This is a genomic window from Shewanella sp. NKUCC01_JLK (genome assembly GCF_019345615.1).
Lineage (GTDB): Bacteria > Pseudomonadota > Gammaproteobacteria > Enterobacterales > Shewanellaceae > Shewanella > Shewanella oncorhynchi.
Genome location: NZ_JAHKRD010000008.1, coordinates 67,923 through 92,008, shown reverse-complemented (window position 1 = coordinate 92,008; position 24,086 = coordinate 67,923). Strand labels below are relative to the sequence as shown.

Annotated in this window: 18 protein-coding genes; 8 read left to right on the top strand and 10 right to left on the bottom strand. The window is 46.2% G+C overall.

The features are described 5' to 3' along the window. Positions 1-65: 65 nt before the first annotated feature. Positions 66-1,469, top strand: coding sequence for a hypothetical protein (locus tag KO537_RS10240; RefSeq protein ID WP_028761621.1), 1,404 nt, complete (start codon positions 66-68; stop codon positions 1,467-1,469). Here the strand turns inward: KO537_RS10240 and KO537_RS10235 are convergent. The 6 genes from KO537_RS10235 to KO537_RS10210 all read right to left on the bottom strand — a co-directional run bounded on the left by KO537_RS10235 (position 1,450) and on the right by KO537_RS10210 (position 11,791). Continuing rightward, a complete protein-coding gene (locus KO537_RS10235) occupies positions 1,450-3,687 on the bottom strand; it encodes a PAS domain-containing protein (RefSeq protein WP_219234423.1) in 2,238 nt (745 codons plus the stop codon). The two genes, KO537_RS10240 and KO537_RS10235, sit on opposite strands and share 20 nt — an antisense overlap. A gap of 190 nt (positions 3,688-3,877) precedes the next feature. Continuing rightward, entirely contained in the window at positions 3,878-4,585 is a 708-nt protein-coding gene (locus tag KO537_RS10230; protein ID WP_173497324.1) for a TatD family nuclease-associated radical SAM protein, read from the bottom strand. Between the two features lie 228 nt (positions 4,586-4,813). Next, positions 4,814-8,005, bottom strand: coding sequence for an efflux RND transporter permease subunit (locus KO537_RS10225; protein WP_028761618.1), 3,192 nt, complete (start codon positions 8,003-8,005; stop codon positions 4,814-4,816). Beyond that, positions 8,005-9,216 carry an efflux RND transporter periplasmic adaptor subunit gene (locus KO537_RS10220; protein ID WP_173246592.1) on the bottom strand — a complete coding sequence of 404 codons (1,212 nt, stop codon included), beginning with the start codon at positions 9,214-9,216 and terminating at the stop codon, positions 8,005-8,007. Before KO537_RS10220 ends, KO537_RS10225 begins: the two co-directional genes overlap by 1 nt. Before the next feature lie 362 nt (positions 9,217-9,578). Continuing rightward, positions 9,579-10,838: an ATP-dependent RNA helicase SrmB gene (gene srmB, locus KO537_RS10215; protein WP_105250089.1), complete on the bottom strand. Its 1,260-nt coding sequence runs from the start codon at positions 10,836-10,838 to the stop codon at positions 9,579-9,581. 236 nt (positions 10,839-11,074) lie between these two features. Then, complete coding sequence (locus KO537_RS10210) at positions 11,075-11,791, bottom strand: methyltransferase (RefSeq protein WP_173246586.1); 717 nt, start codon at positions 11,789-11,791, stop codon at positions 11,075-11,077. A gap of 528 nt (positions 11,792-12,319) precedes the next feature. Here KO537_RS10210 and brnQ point away from each other — a divergent pair. The 6 genes from brnQ (at position 12,320) to KO537_RS10180 (ending at position 18,261) form a co-directional block, all read left to right on the top strand. Then, positions 12,320-13,732, top strand: a complete 1,413-nt coding sequence (gene brnQ, locus KO537_RS10205) for a branched-chain amino acid transport system II carrier protein (RefSeq protein ID WP_219234422.1) — start codon at positions 12,320-12,322, stop codon at positions 13,730-13,732. A 120-nt stretch (positions 13,733-13,852) separates the two neighbouring features. Continuing rightward, on the top strand, positions 13,853-14,755 hold the full coding sequence (gene xerD, locus KO537_RS10200) for a site-specific tyrosine recombinase XerD (protein WP_173497326.1): 903 nt from the start codon (positions 13,853-13,855) through the stop codon (positions 14,753-14,755). Between the two features lie 140 nt (positions 14,756-14,895). Continuing rightward, positions 14,896-15,621: a bifunctional protein-disulfide isomerase/oxidoreductase DsbC gene (gene dsbC, locus KO537_RS10195; protein WP_105250085.1), complete on the top strand. Its 726-nt coding sequence runs from the start codon at positions 14,896-14,898 to the stop codon at positions 15,619-15,621. 94 nt (positions 15,622-15,715) lie between these two features. Beyond that, the gene (gene recJ, locus KO537_RS10190; protein ID WP_219234421.1) at positions 15,716-17,440 is read left to right on the top strand and encodes a single-stranded-DNA-specific exonuclease RecJ; all 1,725 of its coding nucleotides are present in this window, start codon (positions 15,716-15,718) and stop codon (positions 17,438-17,440) included. A 17-nt stretch (positions 17,441-17,457) separates the two neighbouring features. Further along, positions 17,458-17,787 carry a hypothetical protein gene (locus tag KO537_RS10185; RefSeq protein ID WP_219234420.1) on the top strand — a complete coding sequence of 110 codons (330 nt, stop codon included), beginning with the start codon at positions 17,458-17,460 and terminating at the stop codon, positions 17,785-17,787. A 33-nt stretch (positions 17,788-17,820) separates the two neighbouring features. Further along, complete coding sequence (locus KO537_RS10180; protein ID WP_113939821.1) at positions 17,821-18,261, top strand: GNAT family N-acetyltransferase; 441 nt, start codon at positions 17,821-17,823, stop codon at positions 18,259-18,261. 72 nt (positions 18,262-18,333) lie between these two features. On the opposite strand, the gene ahpF is transcribed toward KO537_RS10180, so the two are convergent. The 4 genes from ahpF to KO537_RS10160 form a co-directional block, all read right to left on the bottom strand. Then, positions 18,334-19,905 (bottom strand): alkyl hydroperoxide reductase subunit F, encoded by a 1,572-nt coding sequence (ahpF, locus tag KO537_RS10175; protein WP_219234419.1) that lies wholly within the window; start codon positions 19,903-19,905, stop codon positions 18,334-18,336. Between the two features lie 162 nt (positions 19,906-20,067). Further along, positions 20,068-20,637, bottom strand: a complete 570-nt coding sequence (gene ahpC, locus KO537_RS10170; RefSeq protein ID WP_105250080.1) for an alkyl hydroperoxide reductase subunit C — start codon at positions 20,635-20,637, stop codon at positions 20,068-20,070. A gap of 420 nt (positions 20,638-21,057) precedes the next feature. Then, complete coding sequence (locus KO537_RS10165; RefSeq protein WP_173246576.1) at positions 21,058-22,593, bottom strand: leucyl aminopeptidase; 1,536 nt, start codon at positions 22,591-22,593, stop codon at positions 21,058-21,060. A gap of 89 nt (positions 22,594-22,682) precedes the next feature. Further along, positions 22,683-23,426, bottom strand: a complete 744-nt coding sequence (locus tag KO537_RS10160; RefSeq protein ID WP_219234418.1) for a spermidine synthase — start codon at positions 23,424-23,426, stop codon at positions 22,683-22,685. Positions 23,427-23,532: 106 nt separating this feature from the next. Here KO537_RS10160 and KO537_RS10155 point away from each other — a divergent pair, with 106 nt between their 5' ends. Then, positions 23,533-24,078 carry a mechanosensitive ion channel family protein gene (locus KO537_RS10155; protein ID WP_106651494.1) on the top strand — a complete coding sequence of 182 codons (546 nt, stop codon included), beginning with the start codon at positions 23,533-23,535 and terminating at the stop codon, positions 24,076-24,078. Positions 24,079-24,086: the final 8 nt, after the last annotated feature.

Below are 24,086 nucleotides of genomic sequence, written 5' to 3'. Positions count from 1 at the left end.
TTAGTGCTCATTGATTTGTGATTACTGTGGTGAGTCTCCTGTGAGGGATTCATGAAAAGGGTGTTGTGTCTAAGATACGTGTAAAGCAAGAAGAATCCCTGTCGATTAAGTTCAGCCATCAGATGGAAAAGGGCGATAATCGTCAGCTCGATCTCTATTTCTTTTTACCTAAGGAAATGGGCATAGGCTCGCGCACGCTCAATGAAGAAGAGTACTACTACAGCTCAATAGTTGGACGTCGCTCATACTATTCAGAAGGCTTGCACTTACCTCTGGTGCAGGGGCGTTTTGCCAGTTTAAATCGCCGTACTGTTGAAGAGTTCAGATTGTACCTAAATCTCTTCGCCTATCAGTTTGCGGTTGCGGTTGAAAACGATGTTAAAGAACTCAATCAAATCACAGATGTAACCCATTTTTATTTTGCCCTCGACGAATTACGCGAACAAATTGCCCAGTTGCTGAAAAAGTTTCGTCGTAACGAACCAGGTGATCCCAAATGGAAATCTTACTTTGAAAATGCTGATAACTACTTGTCTTGGTTTTGTGAGCAGCAGTTACTCAAAGTGCTCGCTTATGCCACTCGTACCAGTGATTTCAACGATATTTTAGAGCGGGTACTCACGCTCTGCCGTAATGAATGTGCCTATCGTGATGAGCATAAGTACAACTCAGCGCAAACTAAGCAAGATCCTAACCGTATCTCTAATAAGATGTTGTTATTGCGCCGTTTAATTCAACAAGGTGTGGTACTCAAAGAAGAGTTAAAGCCTTTAGGGATTGGCCTTAAAAAGTTTACGACAGGACTGGCGACCGCGTTAGTGATGTTGGTGGTGTCTGCGTTGATAATTCAAGCACAGGGTGCCTTTAGTGGTTTTACTATTGCGCTAGTGCTGACCTTGGCCGTGATCTACGGTTTCAGGGAAATCTTTAAGGACGATGTGCGCAATGCCATGTGGCGATTTATTCAGCGGGGTCGACCACGTTGGAGCCGCATTTTACGGGATACTACGAGTCAGGCGGTTATCGCTAAGCAGTTGGTATGGCTTGAGTTTATGCGTCAACAAGATCTACCCGAAAAAGTCAGTGACATTCTAAAGCACAGACATAGCCAAAATAAGGTCGATGCGGAAATTCTGCACTATAAAATCGCCACTAAGGTGAATCAGAGTGAATTTCAAGCGGGATATTCGACTATTCAAGAGCAAGTGAGCTTTAGCTTAGTGCCTTTTGCCCGTTATTTAGAACGGGGTAAAGCGAAGATTTATAAGGAAGTTGAAGGCAAAATTAGTTATGAATCGGTTGAGCGGCGCTATCAAGTCAATCTGATTTTAGTGTTGCGTGATGGGCGCGAAGCCCCGCAGTATATTCGCTATAAAATCACCATGAACCGCTCGGCAATCATAGAAATTACCCAGAGTCAGTTGCCTGACTCAGTTAATGCACCCGAATCTACGATTGATGACGAGTAAAGGCCTGACCGATATTCTGATCGTTATTTTGCTTCGCCCGTTTTAGGGCGATTTCGGCATTATTCAAATATTGCTCTAATGTCTGGCCTTCTTGATAACCCGCAATACCAATACTAATACCTTCCCCTAAGCCATTACCATTGAGCTTTTCCATCATATTGAGGGCAAAGTTGTGCGCATGGGTGGCGTCTGTGTCAGGTAACATCACAATGAGCTTCCCTAGCTGCCAATGCAGAATTTGATAATTAGCTGGAATTTCAAGCAATAATTGCACTTCTATTTCTTGCTGACGATTTGCCAGTTGGTCGATATCACTCATGTGGCTTAGCATGCCCTCTGGATTGATATCCATTAACAGTAAGCTTGAGCTGAGACGGCTTGGCGGCGGCAGAGAGTTAAAGTAACGTTCTAAATCTGCCAAATTCAGCAGAATAGTACTGCGATGGGGCACAAGGTTACGCTTCTCTGTGCCTCGACCACGCTCGGCGGCTTGTTCTAAAGTGCAGACGATATAATCAATCTCACCATCGGCGGCCACATGGCCCTTCAAGGTGGCTTGCAAACAATTGGAATGCGCCTGTTTAGGTGAGCATAGAATTTGCCCTTGCCACTGACCTTGCATGGCAATTTGGGCGCTGATCCTCTGCCATTGATTGCCTAAATCATTTGCGAGTAATGACGCTAAATCTTGATTTAAATCGCCATTGAGTTGCATTAGCGCATCGAATACTGGATTGATTTTAATCAGTTTACCGTTAGCATCTGTGAGGGCTGTCGCGACTGTGTTATCGCATAAAAGCTCACTGAGAAAAGCATTTTGTTTGCTGCTGATTAACTCACTGATGTCCTCAAGGGTGATTAATAGATGTGGTGAGCCTCGGCTCGCCCTTGGTGCTTGGCGGATATGAACCCGCAGCGTGGGGCCATTGATACTGTCTAGACTGATTTCACCAGACCATTGACCGGTTTTATGTACCTGCTCCATTAACTCCGTGTAGGTTTTATCATCGAGGCATAAGGTACGCTGTAGGCTTCGGTCTGTCAGTTCATCTAATGGTACTAAGGTCGCTTGTGCCGCTTTAGTATTGGCACTGATGACTCTGGCATTTTCGTTTACCATCATAAAGCCAATGTCACTATTAAATAAGCCATTAGCAACATCAATACTGTATTGGCGTGAACGCTGTTGTAAGCGATACATGTGGCTGAGTAGTACAACCCAAGCGGCTAAAACCGTTAATATTAACGATGCCACAATGACAATGTTTTGCCATTGTGAGAAACGAGCAGCTATGTCTGAGTTGCGCACATAGGAGAGTAAAAAATATTCTCTGTGAGTCTCAGGTTGGGCAGTGAGTTCGATTTTAAGGTAAACATAAGTGGCTTCTTCACCGTGGAATTGTCCAAAGTTGCTCATGGACATATCGCGCCACAGGGCCGGATAGCTCTGTCTTAAACTTGCTCCTAAGGTCTCTGGCATATTGCTTAGAGGGGCGAGATCGCTCGCGCCAGCATAGAGTAATCCTTGAGTATCAAGCACTAACATAGGGGACTTATTGCTCGAAAAGGCTGGTTTTATGGCCTCCAGCATTTTTACCATAGAGTTGTACGTCACCAGATAACCGATAGAACTCTGATCGGGCTTCTCGAGCCACGCCATTTGATACATATAAGGTTCAAGCATGCCGTCTATCGGAACAAATTCCAGCGGTGAGGTATAAACTTCTTTGCCACCCATGCTCCGACTCGCTCCAAGTAAGGTCGGTGGTAAGGCATCTTTATTGAAATTAGGGGGAGTTGAGAATTTATAGTTACCTTGGGGATCGTACAGTGCAATGCCGAGTAACTCAGGAATATGTTTTACTAGATCTTGCCAGTTTTCCTGCAATTTAAGTTGTTGCTTGGCGGTAGGATTGCTTAAGTATTGTTTTAGCAGTTCCCCATTGGCGAAAATTTGGGTTCGAAATTGCTGAAAAGACACTTTATCTGCGATCAATGAGCCTATGGTTTGCAGTTCACTGTATCTTTGCGTTGCCCACTCTTCTTGCAGGCGTCGTTCACCTAAAGTAATGATTAAGTGAGTTAAAATAATCATGCCAATCACCAGCATAGAAAGCTGGCTTGCAATAGCGAGTAAGCGTTGATGCGACCAATAGATCCCTTGAGTTAAAGAGAGCAGTGGCGCAGCGGGATACGTGCTTGGGTTATTCTTCAGCATGAACCGATTATGAGTGGGTGAACTGTTAATTTCGCTATGTTAACACGAAAGAATTGTTACGACAGTGCCAAGTTACTCAGCAAGATTCCTTGAGTAAAAGTTAAGACGATTCACACATGTACCACTCACGTAATCGACAGTGTTATCTGCTTGGGTGTTTGAGTCGATTTTGGCTGTATTAGAATGCCGTTTAGCCTAAGGCGCCTAATATGCGATGCTTGAATTCGCAGCCGTAGGACTCAACTTGTTCACGACAGATGTCGATATCAACCCCCGCTAATCCTTCGATGGCCGAAACTTGTACCGTTTCAATATAGTGTGGCGCTAATGCGATGAAGGCATGTACGGCAGAATAGGAACCAGCGAGTTTGGGGCGACAATGTTCCATATAGGCGGCTTCATTATCCGCATTGAGGGAAATGGATAAACTATCAACGCAGTTGGCTAGTTCCGGCAAAATATTGCGCCTATGGACTAAATTACCTAAACCATCGGTATTAATGCGTACTCGCCCGCCTCTTTGTTTAATTTCTTTCGCCACCGCCAGCAAGGTTGGAAGATTTAAGGTTGGTTCGCCATAGCCACAAAACACATATTCTTCGAAGTCTTTAACATCGCCAAGCAGTGGAATAATTTCTTCGGGCTTAGGTTGGTGACACAGTGCCAGTTGATATTCGTGGATCTGTTTACTGCCATTATGTTTTGGACAAAACGCGCAGCGCAGGGTGCAGCGGCCCGTAATATTAAGGTAGCGACTGCGACGAATATCATAGACAAGCGTTTCAGTCGCACAGGTTTCATTTGTGCAAACTTCATCTGTTATGTGACCGTTCGCTAGGGTTTCTGTGGTGACAACTTGTGGTTTATCAATATTTTGCTTGTGCAGATGCTCAGACATAATGATGGGTTTCATTCTAACGATAGCTGACGACTTAAACACAGTGTAGCGAAAGCCTGATGCGATAACTGTCAACTAGATCGCAACTTGAAAGCTCAAGCCACTCGCGGCAGACTGAAAATGACATAGATGATTGAGAGGTTATTGACTCGCACTGAGGATTAAAAAGAGAGCCTAAGCTCTCTTTTTAAGGTTCAAGACATTGATTAACTGCTTCTAGTTAACTTCCTATAGATAGTCTTTTTTATAGTCAGTGGGGACCGGCGGCTCTAAATGCTCAGGTGTAAAGTCCACTTCATGGTCTTTTTTAGGCTGCCACCACCAATGGAAGAAGCGGCTGCTAGTGCGCTTAACGTCGTCGAGTATGATGTACAGCAAGGGTACTAAAATTAGCGTCACAACGGTCGAGAACAGGATACCGAAGGCGAGGGATGTCGCCATAGGGATCACTATTTGCGCCTGCAAACTACGTTCGAGAATAATAGGCACTAAGCCGACGAAGGTGGTGAGTGACGTCAGGATGATCGCCCTAAAACGATAACAGCCTGAATCGACCGCCGCCTGCCTGACCGACTGCCCTTGCTCCCGCGCACGGTTCACAAAGTCCACCAAAATCAAGGAGTCGTTCACCACCACTCCCGCTAATGCCACTATGCCGCAGAGACTTAACACGCTCATTGCGAGTCCCTGAATCAAGTGACCAAACAGAGCGCCGATAATCCCGAAGGGGATCACTGACATGATGATTAACGGCTGACTGTAGGATTTAAGTGGCACGGCCATCAAAGCATAAATGGTGAACAGCGCAAAGAAGAAGCCTTGCATCAAACCGACCATGGCATTCTGTTCATCCAAGCTGCCACCGTCCAGTGCAGTTTGGATTTTAGGGTACTTGGCCTGCAATTGTGGCAGGTAATCTTTTTGGATTTCCTGTACCACTTTTGAAGGTTCAACGATGTTTTTGTTGGCATTTGCCGTGATGGTGATTGCTCGCTTACCGTCAACACGGGTAATTGAGGCGTAGGATTCGCCTTTCTCAATTTGTGCCACGGTCGAGAAGGGAACCGAGGTGCCCGTTGGCGTGCGGATCAGCATATTTTCAAGATAACCCACAGTACGACGTTGCTCTAATGGGTAGCGCACCATCACCTTGATTTCTTCTTTATTACGCAAAATCCGTTGGGCTTCGTAACCGTAGAAGCCATAGCGTACTTGGCGGGCTAAATCGGAAAGGGTCAGGCCAAGGGCTTCAGCCTCTGGACGTATCTTGAGGCGAATTTCATGACTGCCCGAGGAGAAGTTGTCGGCAATATCGTACACGCCTTCATAGCTGGCAAGTTTTTGCTTCAACTCTTTAGAGGCTGCGGACAGTTCATCGAGGTCACTCGAGGTCAGTCTGAAGGAAATATCGCCGCCGGCATCGTTGGTGCTCGCGTTAAAGCTGAGTTTTTTGACCGACAAAAGCTCGGGCAATTGTTCACGCCACGCGGCAGCAATCGTCACTCCATCGACTTCACGGTCTTCCCCTTTCGTCAGTTCGGCAAAAATGAAGGCGGAGGTACGGGAGCTCATATTGATAAAGCTGTGCTTCACCACTTGATAACCGTTATCTTTCTCCATTTTTTCGTTCATCTTGTACAGGGCTTCTTCTATGCTCTGTACCACTTTTAAGGTGTTACCTTCGGAGCTGCCTTCATCCATCTCAAGTTCAACTTGAATAAAGTCTGAGGGAATGTCAGGGAAAAATACCCAGCGCACTTTGCCACTGGCGACTAAGGCAATCGACAGAATCAATACACCGATAAAGGCCGCGACCACGTTGTATCTGTGTTTGATACAGCGCTCGAGAAAGTTGCGATAACTGTGGTGAATAAAGTATTGCACTCTGTCGTTAAAATTGGCTTTTAGGTGGCCAAAGAATCCCTTTGGTGCGCCAGGTTTTTTAAACTTCATGTGCGCTAAATGCGCTGGCAGAATGAACTTAGACTCTACCAGTGAGAAGGCTAAACAGAGGATGACCACCATACCGATGGATTTCCAGATAATCCCCATAGGGCCAGAAACCATTAACATGGGAATAAATGCCGCAATTGTGGTTAAGACCCCGAAGGTCGCGGGCATCGCCACTTTTTGCGCGCCGCGGATCACGTTCTCAACCGAGTGACCGTGGCGTTCGACCTCTGTGTAGGCACTCTCGCCGATGACAATGGCATCATCCACCACTATTCCGAGCACCAAGATAAAAGCGAATAGGGTCAACATGTTGATCGTCATGGAGAAAGGTTCGAGTGGCATGACCAACATAGTGCCGAGGAAACACACGGGTATCCCCATCATGACCCAAAATGCTAACTTCAGATCGAGGAACATGGCTAAGATGATAAACACCAACAAGGCACCGTAAAACATGTTCGACATCATCATGTCTAAGCGGCCCTGGAGATAGTGGGTCATATCACCCCAAGTATCGAGTTGAGCGTTAGCAGGCAGTGTGGCGCGGCGCTGCTCGACGTACTGTTTGACTTGGTCTGCAATGTCTAAGGCGTTTTGATCATCAATGCTGGTGACTTCAATAATCGCAGCGGGTTTGCCGTTAAAGCGGGTATATTCCAAACGTTCTTCAAAATCATCTTTGATGGTCGCCACTTGTGGCAGCATCACGCGGCTACCGTCGGCGCGAGTTGTGACGACTATATTGGCAAAGTCATCGCCCGTGTAGGCTTGGCCTTTGGTGCGCAATAGGATATCGCCATCTTGAGCACGAATAGAGCCACCTGGTAAGTCTAAGGAGGAGTTTTGCACTGCTAATGCGACCTGCGAGAAGGTCAAACCGTATTCTCTTAACTTATTCTCAGAAACTTCAATACCGATTTCATAATCGCGCACCCCTGTGACTTTCGCACGGGTTACAGCGGGGAGTTGGGTTAAATCGTCACGCACCGACTTAGCCAATTCTTTCATATCGTGGAGTGTCATATCGCCATAAACAGACACCCAAATGACGTTATTCTCTGGCTTGATTTGAGAGATATTCGGTTTTTCGATGTTCACTGGGAAGGTTGAAATTGCATCTAACCGCAGTTTGGCTTCATCGAGAATGGTCTGCACTTCGTAACCGTCTTCAACTTCAACGGTAATCGAGCCAACGCCTTCGCTAGCCACAGAAGTCACTTTCTTGATGCCGTTGATATCTTGGATGGCTTCTTCAATCTTGATATTGATGCCTTCTTCGATTTCCTGTGGCGCCGCACCTGGATAGGCGACGGAAATATTTAATAAATTGAGTTCGAAAGAAGGAAAAACTTCTTTATTAATCAAAATACTGCTGAACAGGCCGCCGATGAGCAGAACACACATTAATAAGTTCGCGGCCACACTGTTGCGGGCGAACCAAGCTAAGATCCCTTTTTGAGTGTCCATTATTTGACTCCAGCGGTCGCAAGACTCGATTCAGGAGTATTTTCTTTTGGTGTCTCAGTGGGCAATGCCGCTTCACCTAAGATTTTGACCATTTGCCCATTTGCCATACTGTTAAAGTGGGTCGTAGCGACGCGTTCGCCCGTTTTTAGACTGTCTTTGATGAACACATTTTCTAAATCACTACGAACCACATTTACTTGGCGCATTTCAATGATATTTTTGTCGCTGACTAGGGCGACTTGGTCGTTACGAACCACATGGCGGGGTAATTTAACTATGCCATCGACAGTGCGGCCCTTGATGACTGCATTGACGAAGCTGCCGTATTTAAGTGGTAAGCTACCTGGCACTTTATTCGCGCGCAGATAGGGATCTTTGATTTCTGCGACTAAATACACCATGCGATTTTCGGCATCGATAACACCTTCACTGCGGATAATATTGCCTTCCCAAGTATTTTCTTTGCCCGCCAAAGAGGCGCTAAGCGTGACTTGGGTATCGGGATTATCGACAGACTCTAAATAGGCTAAATCATCATTAGAAATGGGTAAGCGGATTTCGGCAACGCGAGTATCGTAGAGTTCACCTAGATTAGTGCCTAAGCTAACGTATTGACCTAAATCGACATTTCTAACTTTGATTATGCCGTCAAAGGGCGCACGAATAACTGTGCGCTCAAGATTACGTTGGGCGCGCGCCAGTGCTGCTTGTGCATATTTTACGTTAGCTTGTTCTTTTTTGAGTTGCGGGATACGTAGACCTAACTCAGGGGGCAAGCCCTTGTCGTAGCCTTTGAATTCGATTTTAGCGACTTCACCACGGGCTATTTCTTCGTTCAGTGCGGCGGTGGCTTGGGCCAGCGTCGCTTCGGCTTGCATTAAGTCAGCCTCGTAATCTGAGGGCTCGATTTGCGCTAATTGGTCGCCTTTCTTGACTATGCCACCTGCAACAAAATGAGGGGAAATAGTGAGCATTCTGCCTTGAACTTCGGTCACTAGTTGGGTTTTATACTTTGGGGTAACCACGCCGTAGGAAGGTAAGTTTAGCGATACTGTTTGCTGAGTCACTTGCGTGACATCAACGATAGGAATGGGCATCTCTTCAGGTTTTTGTTCTGGCGCCTCCTTCGTTTGCATTAATAAGGCTGCGCCAAATACAAACAGCAGCAGAATAAGAAAAGGAGACAGTCTCCTCAGTAGGGTCTTCATCATATAATGGTTAAATCCATGCTAATCGCGTAATGGGGTTAAAGTAGCAGAGTCGGCCACGCCAATAAATTTATTTTTGTAAATTAAATGTTTCTAAAAGTGATGCCGCGACAGATATGCTCATCATGCATCGATATTTGGGCGAAAATTAGAGCAGAAAGGTGATGAAAGGTTCAGTTAGGTAATTGGAATATATTGAAATAAGAATGAATACGTATTGGGGTTAACGGCTCTAAATCCGCCGCATTTCATTCTATATAATTAAACATAGCAGGATATTTTTAGTAAAATCACCCATGTAAGTTATATTTTGGTAATAAAAAAGCCGCATATAGCGGCTTTAGTTTGGTGAATTTAAGCGGGTGTTACTTTTTCTTACGGGCGATTTTACTCGCTTTCTTTGCCGCTTCTTTCTTGCTCGTTTTCTTCGCAGCTTCTTTCGCTTTCACTTTGGCTTTTTTCTTACCCGGTGTGCGCGCTTCTTTATTCTTTGGACGCAGCTCTTCGATCACGCGGCGTTTCAACGGTTGCTCGATATAACGCTCGATTTTACCAACGATACGCATGTCGTGGGCTTCGGCAAGCGAAATCGCGGTACCTTTTGCGCCAGCGCGGCCAGTACGGCCAATGCGGTGGATATAAGTGTCGGCAGAACGTGGCATATCGAAGTTGATCACATGGGTGATATCGTCGATATCGATACCGCGTGCAGCCACATCGGTCGCCAACAAGACATTGACTTCACCTTTAGTAAAGCGACTTAAGGCTTGGAAGCGTTTCTTCTGTTCCATATCGCCACGCATAAAGGCGCAGGGAATACCGACTTTAAGTAACTGGCCTTCTAGGCTAGAAACGATGTCGCGGGTTTTCACAAATACGATAGTCCGTTTGACATCCTCTTGGCGTAGCAGATGACACAACAGCGCAAATTTATGCTCTTTATCATCGGCTAAGTGGATCCATTGGTGGATCTTGGCTTTTTCACTGCGAGGGGCTTCAACATCGATTTCAATCGGGTCGTTTAACACTTCACGGGCAAAACGTTGTACACCGCCGCCTTCTAAGGTGGCAGAAAACAGCATGTTCTGTTTGCGGCCTTGGGCCTCAATAGCAATGGCTTGCACCACAGAAGAGAAGCCCATGTCTAACATGCGATCGGCTTCGTCGATAATTAAGATATCGACTTCTTGTGCGTTGAAATTGCCTTTGTCTAAATATTCCATCAGGCGGCCTGGGGTCGCGACCAGAATATCGACGTTGCCTGCTAAGGCTTCTTCCTGTGGTCCATAAGGAACGCCACCAGTAACGATAGCAATATCTAAACCTTGGCCCGTGGCTAGGTGACTCGCATAACGGTGGATTTGGCTGGCTAACTCACGGGTTGGCGTGAGGATTAGCACTCTTGCTTGTCCAGCAAAACGACGGGGAAAATCGATCAAATGTTGTAGCGAGGGCAGTAAAAAGCTCGCTGTTTTACCTGTTCCTGTCGGGGCGCGCGCAAGAATATCTCTTTGCTCTAGGGCGTAAGGAATCGTTTCTTGCTGAATCGTAGTGGGTGAATGATGCCCCATGGCATTAAGCGACTCTAATAAGCTAGGGTCAAGCTGGAAATCTTCAAATTGCATGCGCAGCGTCTCGACGGATAATAGCGAAGCATTATAAAGGTTATGGCGGTTAACTTAAATAACTTATCTAGATCTCCTGTGTTTATCTTCTGTGTCAGTAAAGTTTTATGGTAATTGGCATAAGTTAATTACTTTTAGGTCAATGTATTAGCATTTAATTTGTGGGAAATTGGACCTTTCGTTAAATTTGCCAAACTTAGCGAGCTTTACTTAACTTGTCAGGATTGGACTCGATATCAGTATTTAAGGTAAAAATCTTGGATCAATTGCACCATGGTTTGTGTGTATTGGCCAGAACGTTCACGAATAGTGATATCACTGAGCTTTGGAGCCATTTGTGGATGAGTCTTGTGGGCGAGTACGCAGAGTACTCGATTAGCGCTTTTCCCTACAATGCTGATAAGGTTGGTTATTTCAATCAAATTGAGCTGAGAGTGCGTTAATATTTCGTCGAAACGGGCCATACTCTGCATTGGTAATATGAGACTTGCCTTTCCTTGCGGTGCTAGGCACACATGAATGGCATCGAGTAGTGCGGTAAAGCTTAAGCTATCTGTGTGACGGGCCATAGCGCGCTGGGATTGTATCGCTTGCGTGCCTTGCTCAAAATAGGGGGGATTACAAATTATGTGATCAAAATACCCTTGATACTCAGTTTGTTGGCAAAAGTCTTGGATGCTGCAATTAACTAAGGTCAGTCGATTGGCCCAAGGACTATTGTGGAAGTTATGTTGGCAAGCATGGGCGGCATTGGTGTCTAATTCGACACTGGTGATATGTGCTTGACTGCGCTGAGCTGCCATTAAACTGAGTAAGCCGCTGCCTGCGCCTATATCTAAGATTGATTTCGCGGTGGTCAGTTGTGCCCATGCCCCAAGGACGACGCTGTCTGTGCCTACGGCCATGCCGCAATTCATGTCATCGATATGAAATTGTTTAAAAGTGAATGCCATGGGGAGTTAATTTTGCCGTTCTAAAGTGATTTAGGCCCAATATTGGGCGCGCAATATTCTAATTCTAGCCTTCGTTTTTAGCTAATGTTTTTAAACAGTCGCATCTGTCCTAGCTGTATGAATTTGTGTCGCCAAATCATTTACTATTTTACGTGGCAATACTTATTTCACTTAATTAACGCTTTAATTTATTGCCTTAGAAACCTTTTATTAGCAGTTAATTAGCATTATTTAGCTTTTTTTGCCTGAACGGACTTGTTGTCTTGTATTGATGCTTTAAGTCTGGTATTAGTTTCGCCCCCATTTTTAATCACTTTTAAGATTAACGGATAGGTAAACGAGTTTGTTGGTGAATTAGTCGTCAGTTAGGCTACATAAACGTTCGCCATCGTTTATAAACTCGGCAGATATCGAACATATTTACCACGGAATTGTGTAAACATAGATTTGCACTCCGGATGGGCTTTGTTTTAGCTATGGCTAATCGACACATAATCACTTAAGTTTGTAAAAAAACAATAAGACAAGATGGGGCTTCCAGTGCAAGACAATCAGATGACTATCGGAGATACATTAGGCTTAGGTTTTATGACCTTTGCGTTCTTTTTAGGTGCGGGAAACCTAATTTTTCCACCATTCGCGGGTATGTTAGCGGGCGAAAATATGCCCCTCGCCATGTTGGGTTTTTTGATTACCGCCGTAGGTTTACCTTTAGTTGGACTGATTGCTGTCGCTAAGGCTCAAGGTAAGGTTATGGCTATGCTGCCAGTATTTGCAGCAACGACATTGGCCGTCGCGATTTACATTATTATCGGCCCTGCTTTTGCTGCGCCTCGTACGGGATTAGTGGCTTACGAGATTGGCGCTAAGCCATTTATCGATGACACCACGGCAACGTTTTTGCTGGGCAGTTTAGAATTAAACCTGACGCAACTGCTATACACATTAGGTTTCTTCGCTGTCACTATGTTGCTTGCGCTTTTCCCTGGTAAGTTGCTCGATAGCGTAGGTAAAGTATTAACGCCTATTTTATTGATTTTGTTGGTCGGACTAGCAGTCTCCGTGCTGTTTTTACCTGCATCCGAAGTGGGCCAAGCAGTGGGGGATTACCAACAGCATCCGCTGACCAAAGGTATTTTGGAAGGCTATAACACTATGGATACGTTAGCATCCTTGATGTTTGGTATGTTGATTATTGATATCCTGCGTAAAAAGGGCATTGACCAACCCAGTGATCAAACTAAGTATCTCATTCGTGCAGCCTTTATCGCCGCCGCTGGTTTAACTTTTGTGTATGTGTCCTTGTTCTTTTTAGGTGCAACCGCCGGCGATATCGCTATCGGCACTAAAAATGGTGGCGAAATATTAACAAATTACGTGACCCGCGAGTTTGGGGAACTAGGCTCAGTCTTGTTGTCATCAGTCGTGACTTTAGCTTGTTTGACCACTGCGGTTGGACTGGTGAGTGCGTGTTCTGAGTTCTTTAATGAGCTAATGCCTAAACTGTCTTACCGTTTCCTGGTGATCTTTTTAAGCTTGATATGCGCTGTGATTGCGAACGTGGGCCTAAGTCAGTTGATTGCTATTAGTATTCCCGTATTAATGACGATTTATCCTGTGGCTATTGCTCTTGTGGTTGTGACTTTCCTGACCGCTTATTTTGCGAATCCACAGTTTGCACATCGTGCAGTACTGAGCGTGGCACTGTTTTTCGGCATCTTCGATGGTCTTAAAGTGGCAGCGAAAAGTTTGACTGACGCTGATGGTCAAGCCATGAATGGCTTAGCACAGGTTTTTATCCATATAGTGAATGTTATGTCTCCAGTGTTATCTAAGCTGCCACTCTATGAAGAAGGTATGGCTTGGTTATTGCCGACCATTGCGACGATTGCACTGTGTTTAGTATTCGGTCGTGGCCGTGGTCAAACGGCTGCAGCCTAGGCTTTGCATTCTAGTTCTCGTCTTTATGCTTAACTCAGTTAAGCTTATGCAGGCTTAGACATATTTAAATTAATATCAACGGCGTATCATTTGATTACGCCGTTTTTTTATGGAGTATTTGTGCCTAAAACCTATATGCCAGATCCACTTATCGATGCTTTTCTTGATGATCTTTGGTCAAGCAAAGGACTGAGTGATAACACGCTATCGGCCTATCGTACCGATCTACGCCATTTTGATCGTTATCAAGGTCAGCAAGGCGTGACGTTACTCGCGGTTTCTCAGACCGATGTTAGGGCATATCTGGCCTTTAGAGTTGAGCAGAATTTTGCGCGTACCAGTAGCGCTCGGCTGCTCAGCAGCTTACGGCGTTTCTATACTTATCTGGTGCAGACCAAGCAGATTTCAGCCGATCCTATGGCCTTAGTCGAGTCGCCTAAGTTAACGCGTCATTTGCCGGATTCTCTGAGTGAGTCGCAGGTTGACCGTTTACTGTCTGAGCCCAATGTGGATGATGCCGTCGAATGCCGTGACAAGGCAATGCTAGAGCTTTTGTATGCAACTGGCCTCAGGGTGAGTGAACTTGTCGGCTTGACCATGGAGCAAATGAGTTTGCGCCAAGGCTTAGTACGTATTGTGGGCAAGGGTGGCAAAGAGCGTCTTGTGCCGCTGGGGGAATTGGCTATTACCGAAGTGGAGGGCTACATGAAATTTGCTCGCCAAGAGTTGCTCGGTAATAAACAATCTGATGTGGTATTTCCGTCGAAACGCGGGCAGATGATGACGCGGCAAACTTTTTGGCATCGGATTAAACTTTATGCTCTGCGTGCGGGGATTGAAACCGCATTATCACCGCACACATTGCGCCATGCTTTTGCCACTCATTTGCTCAATCACGGTGCCGATCTGCGGGTTGTCCAACTGTTATTAGGTCACAGCGACTTATCGACGACACAGATTTATACCCATGTAGCACGGGCAAGATTGCAGGAATTGCATCAACAGCATCATCCTAGAGGCTAAAAAAGGATTTAGTTACAGCATAAATTTGCTTTCCGCGCGGCTTGTCTGTAACTTTTTGCCCCTATACAGGGTCTATTGAATATCTCGAGTTAGAACGGCCCCAATATCTCGTTGTAGCGACACAATTTATAGGATGTCCCATGAAGTTGACCCCAGCATTATCATTAGTTTTTGCCCTCCTAGTTGCACCACTTGCCAGCGCTGCCACTGCGACGTCTCCCGATACCGCTGCGATTAAGCAAAAACTCGGTGAGATGTTAGATGTTGAAGTCATTTCTATGCAGGACTCACCAATTGAGGGCTTGTATCAAGCCATGACCAACCGCGGCGTGCTCTATATTAGCCGTGATGGTTCAAAACTATTCCACGGTAGTGTGTATGATATCGATAAGGGCATGAAAAACTTAACCGAAGCCGCATTAGCGGGTCCGCGTTTAGAAATGATGAAGCCGCTTGAAGAGAATATGCTTGTCTATAAAGCGAAAAACGAAAAACACGTGGTCACTGTATTTACCGATGTTAGCTGTGGTTATTGTCGTAAACTGCATAGCCAAATGTCTGACTACAATAAACTTGGTATTACAGTGCGTTACTTAGCCTTCCCGCGCGCGGGTGTGCCGTCAGCTAATGCCGACGAGATGCAAGCTATCTGGTGTGCTAAAGATCCATTAAAAGCTATGACTGATGCTAAAGCGGGCAGCAAAGTTGCCGCGGCAACATGTGATGCTAAAATTGCTGAGCAATATGCTTTAGGCACAACCTTTGGTGTTAATGGTACGCCTGCAATCGTATTAGAAGATGGTAATATGATCCCTGGTTATCAACCGCCTGAAGACTTATTACGCACCTTAGAGGCACGTCAGTAACAGCCTAAAATGTAAAATTTATCCCACGAAAGGTGAGCTTAAGGCTCACCTTTTTGTTATCTTATTGCCACGATTTCATGAGAGTTTGAGTCCCTTGATCCATAAGATAGTCCGTCGCCCAACCGTTGATGATAGCCATTTACCCGCTCATCTTTCGCCGCTATTGAAACAGCTTTACGCTCGCCGTGGTGCGCTAACCCACGAATGCGAGCTTGTCCTTAAGGGTCTATTAAGACCTGAAACCATGAAGGGCCTGCCTGAAGCTGCGGCGCTTATTGCCGATGCAATGCAGGCGAATAAGTCGATTTTGATCGTGGGTGACTTTGACGCGGACGGCGCCACATCGACTAGTGTGTGTATGTTGGCGCTGCGGATGATGGGCGCGGTGAAAGTGGATTATTTGATCCCCAATCGCTTCGATTACGGCTACGGCTTAAGCCCTGAAATTGTTGCAGTTGCGGCTTCCAAACAGGCTGAGCTACTCATCACAGTTGATAATGGTATTTCATCAATTGACGGTGTTGCGGCGGCCAAAGCCTTTGGTATGCAAGTGGTGATTACCGACCATCATTTACCCGGCCATGAGTTACCCGCTGCCGATGCGATAGTGAACCCTAACCAACCTGGCTGTCCATTTGCCAGCAAATCGATAGCGGGTGTCGGCGTGGCCTTTTATTTGATGACGGCATTAAGGGCTGAATTGCGGACGCGAAACTGGTATCAAACCCATGGTATTGCTGAGCCCAATTTAGGCACACTACTCGATATCGTTGCCCTTGGCACTGTTGCCGATGTGGTGTCACTCGATGCCAATAATCGTATTTTGGTTGAAGCAGGTTTACAGCGCGTGCGAGCCGGGCGCTGCCGTGTAGGGATTACTGCGTTGCTTGAAGTGGCGAAGCGAAATCCGGCGCGCATTGTCGCATCTGACTTTGGTTTTGCCGTCGGCCCAAGGCTTAATGCCGCAGGCCGGTTGGATGAAATGGCACTTGGGGTTGAAACCTTACTCTGCGAAGACATGATGTATGCGCGGCGTATGGCGGCAGAGCTTGACGGATTGAATCAAGAACGCCGTGAGCTGGAAGTCGGCATGCAGCAGGAAGCCTTAAAAAGCCTAGAGCACTTAAAGCTTAACGAAGCCGAGTTGCCTTGGGGGATTGCCTTATTTCAAGAGGATTGGCATCAGGGCGTGATCGGGATTTTGGCCTCGCGCATTAAAGACAAATACCATAGACCCGTGATTGCCTTTGCCGATGCGGGCAATGGTGAAATTAAAGGCTCGGCGCGTTCGATCAAAGGCTTGCATATGCGCGACTTATTGGAGTTAGTGAACACTCGCCATCCTGGACTGATTATTAAATTTGGTGGTCATGCAATGGCGGCGGGTTTATCGCTCAAAGCGGGCAGTTTTGCGATATTTGCTAAAGCCTATGATGATGCAGTGCGTGAGCAGCTTAAACCTGAGTTGTTAACGGGCGAGCTTTGGTCCGATGGCGAACTCACTCCAGCAGAGTTGAATCTTGAAATGGCTCAGTTACTGCGTAATGCGGGACCTTGGGGACAAGCTTTCGAAGAGCCGTTATTCGATGGTTACTTTACGATAGTGCAACAACGTCTTGTCGGTGAGCGCCACCTTAAGCTCGTACTCGAAACCCAATGCGGCACTGTGATGCTCGATGCCATTGCCTTTAATGTGGATTTGCACACTTGGCCAGATGCGACGATTAATCATGCTCGTGTTGTGTATAAACTCGATGTGAATGAGTATCGCGGCAATTTTTCGCTGCAACTTATGGTTGAGCAAATCGAAGCTATGTAAGATGACAAGGAGTTAAGTTGAAATCATTATCCGATAAAAAAATCCGCCAGCTACTTAAGCGTTTTGCTTGGATATATGTTGTCTGCTTAAGCATTCCGTTTATCTCAACCTTACTCACTACTAAGGCTCAGGGGCAAATGCTACTTATGGGGATTTGGCCCGCAGCCTCCTTGTTTTACTTTCTCACTTACCGTTATTTAGCTAAATCCTTTAAGTATGAAATCAATCGCCACTTAGCCTTTAGTTATCATGGCGGTGGCACTTTAGCGGGGGCTTTGTATTCGTTAGCTAAAGTGGTGTTATTGGCGATGGCATTTATGATATTTATGAGTGCCAATAACACCTGAACTGACGTTAACGGAAAATTTCGGAGAAAGGAAATGCAGCAGGAAACAGGATACAGAGTCAGTACAGATCAGGCTGAAATGAATCTTGAGGTTATCCATGGCTTTATTAGTAATAGCTATTGGGCGCAGGGCATGCCAAAGGCGCTGCTACAAAAAGCGTTAGCCAATAGCCTGTGTTTTGGGGTATTTGATAAGGACAATCAACAAGTGGCTTTTGGCCGCTTAATCACAGATAAAGCCACTTTTGCCTATCTTGCCGATGTGTTTGTACTTGAGTCGCACCGCGGCTTAGGTTTAAGCAAGTTGATGATAACAGCGATTCTTGAACATCCTGAATTACAAGGTTTAAGACGGATAATGTTAGCCACCCGCGATGCCCATGGACTCTACGCCCAGTTTGGATTTAAAGCGGTCGATACGCCTGAAATGCTAATGCAAATTAGGCCTGCTAAGCCTTATCAATGCCTTAGTTAACATCAAAAAAATAGCCAGCAAATGCTGGCTATTTTTGTGCGTTAGCTTTGATGTCTGTTGACGAGTTAAGCCTTAAGCGGCTTTGGTCGCGGCGGTTTCTTCATCGCTGTGGCGAATTAAGTAATCAAATGCGCCCAGTGATGCGGTCGCGCCGCTGCCCATGGCAATGATAATTTGTTTGAAAGGTGAGTTAGTGACATCACCTGCGGCAAAAATACCTGAGACTGAGGTTTGTCCGCGCTCATCGACTATGATCTCGCCCCTTGGGGTTAAATCGATCGTGCCCTTCAACCATTCCGCATTCGGTACTAGCCCAATCTGCACGAAGATACCTGCAAGTGCGACATGGTGACTCTCGCCAGTGGCTCTGTCTGTGTAGTTCAGGCCATTAACCCGAGTACCATCGCCTGTCACTTCAGTGGTCATGGCTTGGGTAATGATTTTAATGTTACCCATAGAAGCCGCTTTACGTTGCAGTACATCGTCGGCGCGCAGGGTTTTATCAAATTCCAGCACAGTCACATGTTCTACTATGTTCGCAAGATCGATAGCCGCTTCGATACCTGAGTTACCGCCGCCAATCACCGCCACACGCTTGCCCTTAAATAACGGGCCGTCGCAATGCGGGCAGTATGCGACACCTTTGCCGCGGTATTCTTTCTCGCCGGGGACGTTCATTTCACGCCAGCGTGCACCTGTGGCTAACAATACGGTACGGCTACGTAATTTCGCGCCGCTTGCCAATTCAAGCTCGAACAAGCCATCGGTGCCTAACGACACAGCTTTTTGGTTGTCCATGATGTCGACTTCGTAGTCTCTTACATGGGCTTCAAGGTTTGCTACTAGTTTTGGACCTTCGGTCGCTTTGACCGAAATAAAATTCTCGATACCGACGGTTTCAGCGACTTGTCCGCCAAACTTGTCGGCAACAATACCGGTGCGAAGTCCTTTACGTGCTGCATAAATGGCTGCTGCTGCGCCGGCTGGGCCACCGCCAACGACTAAGACTTCGAATGGCGCTTTTTCATTAATTTCATCGGCCTTACGGCTTGCGGCATTGGTATCCAGTTTATTGAGGATCTCGCCAATGCTGATACGGCCGGCTGCAAACACTTCGCCATTTAAGTAGACAGAAGGCACAGCCATAATGTTTTTGCTGGTTACTTCTTCTTGGAACAGGGCACCGTCGATCATCACGTTGGTGATATTCGGGTTAATAGCCGCCATCATGTTCAGTGCCTGTACTACGTCTGGGCAGTTTTGGCAGGTCAGTGAGACGTAAGTTTCAAAGGCATATTTGCCTGGCAGATTGCGGATCTGCTCAATAATATCATCGCTGAGTTTGATTGGGTGTCCACCCGTGTGCAGTAATGCCAGCACGAGTGAGGTAAATTCGTGACCCATAGGCAGACCAGCAAAGCTGATTTGCGTATTAAGCTCTGGGTTAATCACTGTCATCGCTGGGATGCGTTCGCCCTGAACTTCTTTCAGGCTCACCAGAGAAGATAGGCTGACAATGTCTTGCGCTAAGCTTTTTAATTCTTGAGACTTTCTACTTTCATCTGCAGACACGACAAGTTCAACTGGTCTCTTGAGGTTTTGCAGATAGGTTTGCAGTTGATTTTTTAAATTCGCATCTAACATGTGATGACTCCAAAATCGCTTAAAAGGGAGAAAGAGGGGGCCAGTCTAGGCCCTTGCAGGGGCGGGCTTAATCCTTTGCTGCGTGGCGCTACAACTGTGTCGGCTGTAACGCCAATCAGCTTGGGACGCTAGACTGGCGGGGTTGACGCTTTGCAGGCTAAATTAGATTTTGCCAACTAGGTCTAAAGACGGTGCTAATGTTTCGTCACCTGGTTGCCATTTAGCTGGGCAAACTTCGCCATCGTGAGTAGCAACATATTGAGCTGCTTGAATTTTACGAACTAGCTCTTGAGCGCTACGGCCGATGCCTAAATCGTGAACTTCGCTGACCTTGATTTGGCCTTCTGGGTTAATCACGAAAGTACCACGTAGTGCTAAACCGTCTTCTTCAATCATCACGCCGAAGTTACGGCTGATAGTGCCTGTTGGGTCAGCCAGCATTGGGAAGTTGATCTTCTTGATGGTGTCTGACGTGTCATGCCATGCTTTGTGAGTGAAGTGAGTGTCAGTTGATACTGAGTAAACTTCAACACCCATTCCTTGCAGTTTTTCGTAGTGATCAGCCATGTCGCCTAATTCAGTTGGGCAAACAAAGGTAAAATCTGCTGGGTAGAAGAAGACAACAGACCATTTACCTAACAGGTCTTGTTCAGTTACTGGAACGAACTCACCATTGTGGAATGCAGTGGCTTTGAATGGTTTGATTGTGCTGTTGATAATTGATTGAGTCATTTTATGCTTCCATTTAGTTGATGATGGCTTAAGTTCATAACGAGGACATTTGCTTGCGTCCTGTCGATGTGAAGCATATTACCGACTCGATTAAAATTAAGATAACGGATAAAAACTATTATCTTAATCGGTTTAGTCGAATGACGATGCGATTAGGTCGGACTCAATCGGTTTTTCTGCGACTGCTGCGGGTTTGGCGTGACTGGGTGTAGTTTGGGTTTAGCCTGCTGGTCTTTGGTCTTTGGTCTTTGGTCTTTGGTCTTTGGTGATTGAGATAAGATAAATTTCGAGCATAAAAAAGGGATATCAATGATATCCCTTAAAGTGTAAATACAATTAAAACAAGATACTGAGGTTCTAGGTTCTAGGTTCTAGGTTCTAGGTTCTAGGTTCTAGGTTCTAGGTTCTAGTTTCTAGTTTCTAGTTCTGTGCTTTGGGTTGAGTTAACCAAGTGCTGAGTAAGCGCACGCCGTAACCTGTTGCGCCCGCAGGCACAACAGCGGTATCAGTGGCGGTTAAGGCATTACCTGCGATATCGAGATGTGCCCAAGGCTGTTCGCCCGCAAAGCGTTTTAAGAACATGGCCGCAGAGGAAGCCCCCGCGCTGCCTTCTTTACCTGTGTTTGTGAGATCCGCGATAGTGGATTTAAGCTCATCCGCATAGGCTTGATCTAACGGTAAGCGCCAGACCTTTTCGCCAACCTGTTGACCAGCATAAGTTAGCTGCTGCACTAAAGGCTCAGAATCGGTAAACAAGCCTGCGTAAACATTGCCTAACGCACTCACTTTTGAGCCTGTCAGTGTCGCAACATCGATAATCACTGATGGCTTATAATTTTCTCTGGCATACCAGAGGCCATCGGCCAGCACTAGGCGACCTTCGGCATCGGTATTGAGCACTTCAACGGTGAGACCTTGGGCGGTTTTAATCACATCACCTGGGATCATTGCATGACCCGATACCATGTTCTCCGCCATGGGCATAATCGCCACTACGTTGACTGGCGCTTTTTGAATCGCCATGGCTTTAATAGTGCCAAGCACAGTGGCTGCACCTGCCATATCTGACTTCATCCGCGCGATTGAAGTACCTGTCGCCTTAATATTGTAACCACCCGAGTCGAAGGTGATGCCTTTACCGACCAGTGCGATTGGCACGTCTTTGCTACCAGGCCAATGGGCGACCACTAACTTAGGTGGGCGCTCGCTGCCTTTACCTACAGCAGCTAAGGCGCCCAGTTGTAGACGTTCGATATCTTTGGCTTCTAATACCGTGACTTTAACGCCGAGGGATTTGAGCTTTCTGGCTTCGTTAGCAAAGCTGTCGGGATACATAATGTCTGCAGGTGCGTTTGTCAGATCGCGCGCTAAAAACACACCTGCTTCAACCGCTTGCAGATTTTTATGGTGTTTTTGGTTGCGACTTAAATCATCGACAGCGATTTGGTAATTCTTCTCGGCACGGGGGCTCGCTTTGAACTGAGTGTAGCGATAACTGCGTAGTTCAATTCCGTGTGCAAGCTCAGAGGCAAATAGCGGCGCGGCAGTTAAGCCTTGGGTGAGTACACGCACTGTAGCTTGGGGAACCGTATCGAGTTTGGCCGCAACATTGCCACCGATGGTATTAATGTCACCGGGCGTTAAGTTTTTTGCATCGCCAATGCCGACCAGTAAGACCCGTTTAGCATCAATTTCGCTGGGTACCAAAATCTCGAGGATTTCCCCCCGTTTGCCGGAAAAAATATTATCCGCCGTTGCTAGGTTTAATTGATCTTGGGTCGACTGAGGTAAAAAGTCGATCCCATAGGTAGTGGAGTCAGCACTTTGGAATAGCACTAATGTATCTGAATTCAGTGAGCTACGAGTGTCAAAACTAAAACTTTCGGCGTTAGCATTGAGAGAGTTAAGGCACGCCAGAGCCATAACGCTTAACATCAATTTATTATTATTTTTCATGGTGACAGCTCATATCATGGAAGTGTGAGAAGAATATCAAAGCTCAGCCTTAGGGTTAACTAATTTACGCTATTTTGCTGATATTAGTATTAAATCCAAGGGCCAAAGCGTGTCAATGATCGATCAAGGGCAAAACCCAATTGTTGCGATAAAGATTGAGCACTACTTTTAAGGGCCGAGGTGCCTAAAAGCTGTGGCGATTGGCTCGCAAAAATCACCCAATTACCGCCGCCTGTGAGACAAGCGTTCACATGGGCAAAGTGTTGTTGTAAGTCGGCTAACAACTCGCGATTTTGGCTATGTTCTTTCCAGCAGTTCAGCACTAAATACCCATTTGGTTTGATGAGGTTAGTGCACTGCTCAAGGAATATTGGTGAAAGCTGCCCTGTTTCAACGCCTTTGGCTGTATAAATATCGGCAAAAATTACATCCACTTTTTTATGATCGCCAGCAGCTAAAAAGGCAATAGCATCATCATTGATAAGATTGAGCTTTTTACCTATCGGCAGCTGAAAATAGCGCTTAGCTAACTCAATCACCACGGGGCGTAATTCCACCGCTGTTAACTTTATTGCCGCGTCGAAATTGCGCAGTGAGTGAATAATCGAGCCGCCGCCTAAACCTAAAACAATAGCGCTCTTGGGCTTACAAAACAGTAAAACCAACAACATGGCTTGCACATAAGTGTGCTGGGGAATATGGGGCGCCGCCTTGAGGATCTTACTCTGCTCATCGTTATCCCCAAAGGACAGGATCCGTGAGTCGTCGTAATCGATTACACGAATCGGGCCTAGTGCGTCTTGGGTTTCATGTAAGAGGGTAGAATCGGCCATATTGGATTAATTACTCGGTTTAGCTGTTTGGCTTGTTTGCTCGGGCTATAACTGCTCGCGCAAAAAAGTTAGAATTCAGACAGTTTTAGTTAATTGAGCCGCTATTATGACAAATCAAATCCTGCTTGCCTGTATTTATCTTGCAGTGTTTATCTTTTTACAGCGCGCCTTAACCCATTGGGTTAGAAAACTCGCGCAAATGAAGCAAGTGAGTGTTGCACGGACCAGTTTAGTGACCCGTTTTATTTCCTATGTGATGTTTTTTATTACCTTGTCACTGATGGCGGTCTCGCTCGGACTGGGCTATCAGGATGTGTCGCTATTTGTGTCATCCGCCTTTGCAGTAATGGGCGTAGCATTGGTTGCTCAATGGTCGATATTGAGTAATTTAACCGCTGGCGTGCTGATCTTTTTCGTGTTTCCCTACCGTATCGGTGAACGTATTAGAGTGGTCGATAAGGATGAAGATATTAGCGGCGTGATCATCGAAATCGCTTTATTCCATGTGCTGATCCATCGCGATAACGGCGATACCATCACTTATCCTAATAACCTCATGCTGCAAAAGGCAGTGTTAAAGCTGGCCGATCAAACCCCCTTAGCCGAACGTCAGGCGTTACTCGAAGGCAAAAAGAAGTTTGATCCTGAGTAACAAAGGAT